The following is a 2433-nucleotide window of genomic DNA, read 5'->3' on the forward strand; positions in this document are numbered from 1 at the left end:
GAGTCGCCATGTAATTCCATATTTGGTTTTCAGAAAATCCATCGAACGACAGAGAGAAATTATTATGTGAAAGATTTCACCCCTTAAAATTCTCAGAAAAATTGTCTTGACATCGTGTGCCACTATACACCGTGCGTGGGCGTGGGTTGAAACCTGCTTGATGAGTTCGGAAACATGCCTCCGCTCAAGTCGCCCACCGTGCGTGGGCGTGGGTTGAAACACCAGGCGGCCGCCGCCAAAGGCATAGCGGTTGTAGTCGCCCACCGTGCGTGGGCGTGGGTTGAAACTCATCTCAACGATCGCGGCCTACTTCGGTTACGATGTCGCCCACCGTGCGTGGGCGTGGGTTGAAACATCGTTTCGCGCCTGATGGCGTACTCATCATAGGGTCGCCCACCGTGCGTGGGCGTGGGTTGAAACACTGATGTACCGGACATAACGGAAACCGCTCGCGTCGTCGCCCACCGTGCGTGGGCGTGGGTTGAAACCCTAAGAATGGAAATAACAGAATAGAATTGATCCAGTCGCCCACCGTGCGTGGGCGTGGGTTGAAACTTCATCCAGCGCCATGTCATAGATGTCGCTGGACGGTCGCCCACCGTGCGTGGGCGTGGGTTGAAACTCATTCCGCAGCCACCGGCTCGCCGCCGGTGGCTGTCGCCCACCGTGCGTGGGCGTGGGTTGAAACCTTTTGGAGCACGGTGCATGGCCAGACCGGCAATAGTCGCCCACCGTGCGTGGGCGTGGGTTGAAACTGTTGCCACCGGTGGCCCGCAGCCGGCTCACGTCGTCGCCCACCGTGCGTGGGCGTGGGTTGAAACATTCGCATCGAACCAAGCATAAAAGCTGAAAACCGGTCGCCCACCGTGCGTGGGCGTGGGTTGAAACTGATCCGCGCGAAGAGGGAGACTTTTTCCGGGGAGTCGCCCACCGTGCGTGGGCGTGGGTTGAAACCGGGACTCAGAGTAATAAACAACACTGACCTTATGTCGCCCACCGTGCGTGGGCGTGGGTTGAAACTTTTCAGACTGGTTCCAATGTGATCGTGCAAATGTGTCGCCCACCGTGCGTGGGCGTGGGTTGAAACTTCAGCGCTTCGATCTTGGGCATGTACTCTTTCGGGTCGCCCACCGTGCGTGGGCGTGGGTTGAAACATCGGCAGGAGGGACAGGCGGACTCAGATGCTCCGTCGCCCACCGTGCGTGGGCGTGGGTTGAAACCCTGCGACTCGAAGGAACGCAAACGCCTCGAAAAAGTCGCCCACCGTGCGTGGGCGTGGGTTGAAACCGAAACCGTTTGCTGAGGAATACATGTGGACCTGGTCGCCCACCGTGCGTGGGCGTGGGTTGAAACATCAACCACCAGCAAAAACCTCCCGGTAAAGCTGCGTCGCCCACCGTGCGTGGGCGTGGGTTGAAACGATTCCCGAACCTGGTCAGCTGGCGGCCAGGTGATGTCGCCCACCGTGCGTGGGCGTGGGTTGAAACTTATGATTGAGGTGATAATGGACATGCGTCTGGAGTCGCCCACCGTGCGTGGGCGTGGGTTGAAACTTATGATTGAGGTGATAATGGACATGCGTCTGGAAGTCGCCCACCGTGCGTGGGCGTGGGTTGAAACTTTTTCCACTTCTGGAATCATGATCAATTCGTTCAGGTCGCCCACCGTGCGTGGGCGTGGGTTGAAACATGGCAACCATCTCCATGCAGGAGATCGAGCGCGAGTCGCCCACCGTGCGTGGGCGTGGGTTGAAACCCCGGCATGTTGCCACGGCTTCCGCCGATGTTTTCGTCGCCCACCGTGCGTGGGCGTGGGTTGAAACGGGATCGGGGTCGTCGGTGCGGCCCAACAGGTAAGGTCGCCCACCGTGCGTGGGCGTGGGTTGAAACACCTCGTCAGGTAATCCTTCCACATCCTCGGAAGGTCGCCCACCGTGCGTGGGCGTGGGTTGAAACAAATTCGCTCAAAAGGATCTGCTACAGGGGGGGCGTCGCCCACCGTGCGTGGGCGTGGGTTGAAACCTCTTTAACCCGAAAAATCTCTATCCCGAAAATTAAAGTAGCTTAGAAGCACAAAAAAGGTGGTACCCGGACATCGTCACTACTTTAGAGGAATAATATGGTAATTTGGTCTATGCAGTTTGGTCCATTTCCTCCACGACAACCTTGTAACCCAGGATTTCCAACTTGCGAATGGCTTGCCTTGCCACATGAGTTCGCTTGCGCTCTTCGTAATAATGAGGACCAAGCTCAATATAGATTTGCTTGTTCTTGAGGAGATGGTAACAAATCGTCAAAATTCGATGAGCCACCGCTACTGCCGCTCGATTGGCGCCCCTTCGGGCAGCGATGCGATGATACAAGCTGGAAAGATACGTGTCTTTGCAACGGGCAGCTGCTCGGGCAGATTCGATCAGGGCGGTTCTTAATTTCT

At 57.0% G+C, this 2433-nt stretch carries 1 protein-coding gene and 1 CRISPR repeat array; the gene reads right to left on the bottom strand.

Translation table 11 applies throughout. The features are described from left to right. The first annotated feature begins 121 nt into the window (after nt 1–121). A CRISPR array of direct repeats spans nt 122–2021; the repeat unit is 32 nt; unit sequence GTCGCCCACCGTGCGTGGGCGTGGGTTGAAAC. Between the two features lie 110 nt (nt 2022–2131). Beyond that, entirely contained in the window at nt 2132–2311 is a 180-nt protein-coding gene (locus BAA01_00205) for a hypothetical protein (GenBank protein ID OUM91083.1), read from the bottom strand. Nucleotides 2312–2433 lie beyond the last annotated feature (122 nt).

Origin of the sequence: Bacillus thermozeamaize, from assembly GCA_002159075.1 — a bacterium.
GTDB lineage: Bacteria > Bacillota > Bacilli > ZCTH02-B2 > ZCTH02-B2 > Bacillus_BB > Bacillus_BB thermozeamaize.